Annotated in this window: 5 protein-coding genes; all 5 read left to right on the top strand. The window is 35.2% G+C overall.

Going from position 1 to position 6,944, the window contains the following annotated elements:
- The first annotated feature begins 194 nt into the window (after positions 1–194).
- The 5 genes from pyrH to asnS all read left to right on the top strand — a co-directional run bounded on the left by pyrH (position 195) and on the right by asnS (position 6,837).
- Complete coding sequence (pyrH, locus tag K7G79_RS09685; protein WP_223551378.1) at positions 195–902, top strand: UMP kinase; 708 nt, start codon at positions 195–197, stop codon at positions 900–902.
- A gap of 41 nt (positions 903–943) precedes the next feature.
- A complete protein-coding gene (frr, locus tag K7G79_RS09680; protein WP_223551381.1) occupies positions 944–1,501 on the top strand; it encodes a ribosome recycling factor in 558 nt (185 codons plus the stop codon).
- A 58-nt stretch (positions 1,502–1,559) separates the two neighbouring features.
- Positions 1,560–2,828: a hypothetical protein gene (locus K7G79_RS09675; RefSeq protein ID WP_223551377.1), complete on the top strand. Its 1,269-nt coding sequence runs from the start codon at positions 1,560–1,562 to the stop codon at positions 2,826–2,828.
- Positions 2,829–2,887: 59 nt separating this feature from the next.
- The gene (locus K7G79_RS09670) at positions 2,888–5,284 is read left to right on the top strand and encodes an RND family transporter (RefSeq protein WP_223551376.1); all 2,397 of its coding nucleotides are present in this window, start codon (positions 2,888–2,890) and stop codon (positions 5,282–5,284) included.
- Between the two features lie 116 nt (positions 5,285–5,400).
- Positions 5,401–6,837, top strand: coding sequence for an asparagine--tRNA ligase (gene asnS, locus K7G79_RS09665; protein WP_223551375.1), 1,437 nt, complete (start codon positions 5,401–5,403; stop codon positions 6,835–6,837).
- Positions 6,838–6,944 lie beyond the last annotated feature (107 nt).

Raw genomic sequence — 6,944 nt, 5'->3', positions numbered from 1 at the left:
TGAAGAGTCCCATAATTCGTATTTTTTTATCACAAATCTAAAATACGGGATTCTCAGGCTACTTTAAAATTAAAACTTTTGGACGCTAGTGACAAGAAAACTATTTTAATAATCCGGCTATCGCTAAACAGCAAAAAAATGTTTAGTTTTGCACAACCCTGTTTCCGCATGTGTGGAAAACTCATCAAACATTTATGAAATACAAAAGAATACTCCTCAAACTATCTGGTGAAGCCCTTATGGGAGACCGACAATATGGTATTGACCCACAACGCTTAGCAGAATATGCCCAAGATATAAAAGAAATTACCGAAAAAGGCGTTGAAGTGGCAATTGTTATTGGTGGTGGTAATATTTTTAGGGGTGTTGCAGGCGCCAGTAATGGAATGGATCGCGTACAGGGTGACCATATGGGCATGTTGGCTACGGTTATAAACGGCCTGGCATTACAAAGTGCTTTGGAAGATGCTGGATTAAAAACACGATTGCAAACAGCAATTAAAATCAACGAAGTGGCCGAACCTTTTATTCGTAGAAAGGCTTTGAGCCATTTAAACAAAGGCCGAGTTGTTATTTTTGGAGGAGGCACTGGAAACCCTTATTTTACTACCGATTCGGCAGCTGTACTTAGAGCCATTGAAATTGAAGCCGATGTAATTTTAAAAGGAACCCGTGTAGATGGCATTTATAATGCTGACCCAGAAAAAGACCAAACTGCTACAAAGTTCAACTTTATTTCCTTTGATGATGTTTTGAGAAAAGGTCTAAAAGTAATGGACTCGACTGCATTTACCCTTAGTCAAGAAAATAAATTACCCATTATTGTATTCGACATGAATAAAAAAGGTAATTTGCTTAAAGTTGTTTCTGGTGAAAATGTTGGGACAGAAGTTAACTTGTAAAATTGCGTAATTTTTGAATATTTATTGACCAAAATTTTAAAATAATGGACGATATACAATTTATATTAGACACTGCAAAAGAAGCTATGGACAATGCCATTAAGCATTTAGAAAAGCAATTTGTAAATATTAGGGCAGGTAAAGCAAGCCCTGCTATGTTGGGTAGCGTAATGGTAGACTACTACGGATCGCAAACCCCTTTAAACCAAGTGGCCAATGTTAACACTCCAGATGGTAGAACTATTAGTGTACAGCCTTGGGAAAAGAACATGCTTCAAGAAATTGAACGTGCCATTATTTATGCCAATTTAGGATTTAACCCCATGAACAATGGAGAAATGATTATTATCAACGTGCCCCCACTAACCGAAGAACGCCGTAGGGAGTTATCAAAACAGGCTAAGGCAGAAGCCGAAGACGCAAAGGTTAGTATTAGAACTGCTCGTAAAGATGCCAATCACGAGATAAAAAAGTTGGACCATGTCTCTGAAGACCTTCAAAGTAACGCTGAAATAGACGTACAAGAAATGACCGATAAATACGTTAAAAAGGTAGATGAGCTATACGGCGTCAAAGAAAAGGAAATTATGACCGTATAAATGAAAGCGACATTTTAAGTCGCTTTTTTATTATATAAAACCTAGCCTGTTTTCAGTAATGCTAAAATTTTATACGTTACTAGCTTTTATTTCCATCGCAGCATTGGCACAATCGCAATCGCTCATCAAAAACAACTTAGGCCCTGCACAGGATTCTGTTAAAACCAAACTTCTAACAAGCCTTGGTAACGGTTATTTCCCTTCAAAATATTTCAATAGTGATTTGAGATATCTGATAAAATACAATCAATACGAAGGTATTAGAACCGGGCTTGGCGGCGTAACAAACGAAGCCTTTTCTAAACGCTATAGATTAAATGCCTATGCAGTGTACGGTTTTAGGGACCATCGTTTTAAATACAGTATTGGCGGTGGATTAATAATATCAGAAAAAACAAATACTTGGATAAACCTGTCTTATACAGATGATCTTCAGGAAACCGGCAGTACTATATTTTTAACCGATGGCCGTTTTTTTCAATTTTTTGAACCCCGTTTATTAAATATCAGTTTATTTCATAAACATATTACAAAAGCCATTTCTTTAAAGCATGAGCTAAGCCCCAAGTTACTTACCGAAACCGAATTTGCTATAAGTAACATCAATCCCACATATAGTTACGGATATCATGTAAACAACTCCATAATTAACAACTTTCATTTAAGCACCCTAAAAACAGCCATACAATGGAGCCCGTTCAATACAATTAAATCTTCTGAAAATGGATTAGTAGAAATCAATTCGGGCTATCCAAAATTCACCATTCAATACACAAAAAGTTTTAATAATATCTTTAAAAGCAACTTGGGTTTTTCCAAACTTAACTTTAAAACCATCTATAAAATAGGTGACGAAAATTCTGCCTTCTCTGAATTTACTTTAGTTTCAGGCATAGCTAGAGGGAATGTTCCAATAACGCACATGTACCATGCCTACCCTAACAACATTAACAAAGAAACTATTTTACAACGTTTCTCAGTTGCTGGTCTAACAAGCTTTGAAACCATGTTTTTTAATGAGTTTTTCTCTGATAGATTTACTACGCTTCAATTCAAGTATTACCTAAAACCTTTTGTTTTTTCCACAAGATACAAGCCCCAAATAGTATTGATAACCCGGTATGCTATAGGTGACATGAGTGATCCCGAAAAACACGAAAACATAACCTTTGGTTCGCTTAAAAAGGGTTATTCCGAATCTGGTCTAGAGATAAATAAACTGCTTTTTGGCTTTGGTTTAAGTTTAACGTATCGCTATGGGGCATACCACCTGCCAGAGTTTGAAGATAACATAGCATTTAAATTTACTTTTAACGTAACATTATAAGTCTTATAAGATATGTAATACTTTGTTTTTTCTACCTTTGCCCAACTTTAAAATAAAGCATGCTAAAACTTTTCACTAAAGATTTTTGGGACGTCGTTGCCCGTCTTATCCTGCGTAATAAAATTATTATTCTTATTGCCATAGTTTTAGTTACCCTTTTCTTTAGTATGAAATGGGAAAATATGCGTTTTACCTATACCGAAGCCAATTTATTGCCCAATGACCATGACGTCAACATTACTTATAACAATTTTTTAAAAACTTTTGGTGAAGAAGGCAACCTCATTGTTTTAGGCGTTAAGGATAGCTCTTTATTTTCTGTTGAAAAGTTTAATGCATGGAACAGGCTTTCCGATAGTTTTAATAAATACAATGAAGTTGAAACCGTAATCTCCATTAAAGATTTACAAAAACTCATTAAGGATACGGACAATGAAAAGTTTAAACTACAACCCTTCATAAAAGATTCCATCAAGTCTATAAGTGACCTTAATCAACTTCAAAATGAGCTTTTTAATAAATATCCTTTTTACGATAACTTTTTGTTCAATGCCGAAACACAAACCATTCGAACAGCCATATATTTAAAAAAGAACATTGTTAATACGCCCACTAGAAAAGATTTCATTGTAGATCATTTGATTCCAGAAATTGAAGCTTTTCAAACCAAAAACAATATAGATGTTCGCATTTCGGGCATGCCCTATATAAGAACGCTAAACTCACAAATTATAGTAGATGAAATAGGATGGTTTGTAGCTGCAGCCTTGCTTGTAACCTCTTTAATTTTCTTTTTCTTCTTTAGATCGTTTAGGGCCACCTTTATTTCACTTATCGTGGTTTGTATTGGAGTGATGTGGACTTTGGGTATTATTGGCGCCTTAAATTACGAGATTACCGTTTTAACAGCACTCATTCCACCCCTTATAATTGTTATTGGTATTCCTAACTGTATTTTTTTAATCAATAAATACCAGCACGAAGTTAAGCTACATGGCAATAAAGTTAAATCACTACAACGGGTAATCACAAAAATTGGTAATGCGACCTTAATGACCAATGTAACTACTGCTTCGGGTTTTGCAACGTTTATTTTAACCGAGAGTGACCTATTAAAAGAATTCGGTGTAGTTGCTTCACTTAGCATTTTGGCCATTTTTATATTATGTCTACTCATTATCCCTATTATATACACTTTTTTACCGTTTCCTAAAGATCGTCATTTAGAACACTTAAACAAACGTTGGATTGGTGGATTTGTAAACTGGATGGAGCGTATGGTAAAACACAAACGTATTGCCATATATGCTACATCCGTAATACTTTTAATAGCCAGTATGATAGGCATCTATCAAATTAAAATATCTGGGAGTTTAATTGAGGACATGCCCAAAAATACTGAATTCTTTAAGGATATTCGTTTTTTTGAAGAAGAGTTTAATGGGATTATGCCTTTGGAAATCATGATTGACACCAAGCGCAAAAAAGGTGTCATGAAACTTTCTACCTTAAAAAGCATGAATGAACTAGAGGATTTGATTTTGGATACGCCCGAACTATCGAAACCCTTATCTGCTGTTAGCCTAGTCAAGTATTCCAAGCAGGCCTATTATAATGGTAATACTAAATTTTATCAGTTGCCTTCCTCGCAGGAAAACAACTTTATTTTATCCTATGCCAAAAATTCGTCTTCTAATGTCGATCTCCTTAAGAACTTTGTCGATAGCACAGGTCAATATGCTCGTATTACCACATTTATGAAAGATATTGGTACCGATAAAATGGAGCGTATACAAGAACATCTTCAAAATAAAATCGATAAGGTTTTTCCAAAGGATCGTTACAATGTTACTATGACGGGAAAAGCCTTGGTATTTCAAAAAGGAACTACTTATTTGGTTAAAAACTTGGCTATATCTTTATCATTAGCCATTTTTTTAATTTCTCTTTTTATGGCTTATATGTTTCGTTCTGCGCGAATGATTATTGTTTCACTTATCCCTAACCTATTACCTCTTTTAGTTACTGCTGGCTTAATGGGTTATTTAGGGGTTCCCATAAAACCATCAACGATATTGGTTTTTAGCATTGCTTTTGGTATTTCGGTAGACGACACCATTCACTTTTTAGCCAAATACCGCCAAGAACTGCAAGCTCATAACTGGAAAATAAAGACTTCTGTTTACAGAGCCCTAAGGGAAACAGGGGTAAGCATGTTTTATACCTCAATAGTGTTGTTTTTTGGGTTTTCGGTATTTACCATTTCAAGTTTTGGTGGTACGGTAGCTTTAGGGGCCCTAGTTTCTGCTACATTACTATTTGCCATGCTATCAAATTTATTGTTGCTACCTTCACTACTGTTATCTTTAGAGCGCAGTATTGCAAACAAAGAAGTATTAAGGGAGCCCTCAATAAATATTATACCGGAAGAAGAGGAAGAAGAGCTTTTTGAATAACCATTGGATTTAGACTCATTTATTTGAACACGTTTTTAAACTATAATTTAGAGTTTAATTACTTGAAAGCCGAACACCTTTTTTTATATTTACTTTTTGAAAATCATAATTTATAAATGAAGATATTTACCGTTTTAGAATTATTGCAAAAAGAACCATCTGTTCTTGAACCTGTTGAAATAAAAGGTTGGGTAAGAACCTTTCGCGCCAACCGATTCATTGCCCTTAACGATGGTTCCACTTTAAACAATATACAATGTGTTGTAGATTTTGAGAAGTTTGATGAGTCACTTTTAAAACGCATAACTACTGGTGCCGCTTTACATGTTAAAGGTGAACTAGTTGAAAGCCAAGGTAAAGGACAGAAGGTAGAAATTATTGTAAGTGAACTTGATGTATTGGGAGACAGTAATCCAGAGTCATACCCTATTCAACCTAAAAAGCATTCATTTGAGTTTTTAAGGGAGCAAGCCCATTTGCGTACCCGTACCAATACCTTTAGTGCCGTTATGCGTTTGCGTTCGGCATTATCGTTTGCCATCCATAAGTATTTTAACGATCAAGGATTTTATTACATGCATGCGCCTATTATTACAGGCAGTGATGCCGAAGGCGCAGGTGAAATGTTTAGGGTGACTAGCCTTGACGCTAAAAATCCACCAATAAATGATGCTGGCGAAATAGATTATACTCAAGATTTCTTCGGAAAAGAAACCAACCTAACTGTATCTGGACAGCTAGAAGCAGAAACCTATGCCATGTCGCTAGGTAAAGTATATACATTTGGGCCAACATTTCGTGCCGAAAATTCAAACACATCCAGACATCTTGCCGAGTTTTGGATGATCGAACCTGAAGTAGCTTTTTTAGATTTAGCAGGTAATATGGATTTGGCTGAAGACTTTTTAAAGTATGTTCTCGGCTATATTTTAGAAAACAACATAGAAGATTTAGAGTTTTTAGACAAGCGCTTACAGGATGAAGACAAAACAAAGCCACAGGCTGAGCGTAATGAAATGAACCTAATTGAAAAGTTGAAGTTTGTTACAGAAAATCATTTTAAACGCTTAAGTTATACCGAAGCTATCGATATTTTACGCAATTGTAAACCCAATAAGAAAAAGAAGTTTAAATATATAATTAACGAATGGGGAGCCGATTTACAAAGTGAACATGAACGTTATTTGGTAGAAAAACACTTTAAGTGCCCTGTGATATTATTTGATTACCCTGCCAATATAAAGGCCTTTTATATGCGCTTAAATGATGATGGCAAAACAGTTCGTGCTATGGATATTTTATTCCCTGGCATTGGTGAAATTGTTGGTGGTGCACAGCGCGAAGAACGTCTTGAGGTTCTAAAACAAAAAATGGCAGACATTAACATTCCCGAGGAAGATTTATGGTGGTATTTAGACCTTAGGAAATACGGTACAGCTGTACATTCTGGTTTTGGTTTAGGTTTTGAACGTTTAGTAATGTTCGCTACTGGAATGAGCAATATAAGGGATGTTATTCCGTTTCCTAGGACGCCACAAAATGCTGAGTTTTAAAATGTTTAGACCTGTTTTGAAAATTCGATAGGTCTTTAACTATAAAGTATAATAACTCAGTAATCAAATATCATAATGAATAGATGACTTCGGAAACCTCTAACTCC

It is taken from the genome of Aestuariivivens sp. NBU2969 (assembly GCF_019931125.1).
Lineage (GTDB): Bacteria > Bacteroidota > Bacteroidia > Flavobacteriales > Flavobacteriaceae > Aestuariivivens > Aestuariivivens marinum.
Note: the sequence above shows the minus strand (reverse complement) of the source record. Positions and strands in the feature narration are given on the sequence as shown.

What these genes read in the sequence shown, in the direction of transcription:
- pyrH (WP_223551378.1), top strand. Translation starts at nt 195, where the DNA reads ATGAAATACAAAAGAATACTCCTCAAACTATCTGGTGAAGCCCTTATG.
- K7G79_RS09675 (WP_223551377.1), top strand. Translation starts at nt 1,560, where the DNA reads ATGCTAAAATTTTATACGTTACTAGCTTTTATTTCCATCGCAGCATTG.
- K7G79_RS09670 (WP_223551376.1), top strand. Translation starts at nt 2,888, where the DNA reads ATGCTAAAACTTTTCACTAAAGATTTTTGGGACGTCGTTGCCCGTCTT.
- asnS (WP_223551375.1), top strand. Translation starts at nt 5,401, where the DNA reads ATGAAGATATTTACCGTTTTAGAATTATTGCAAAAAGAACCATCTGTT.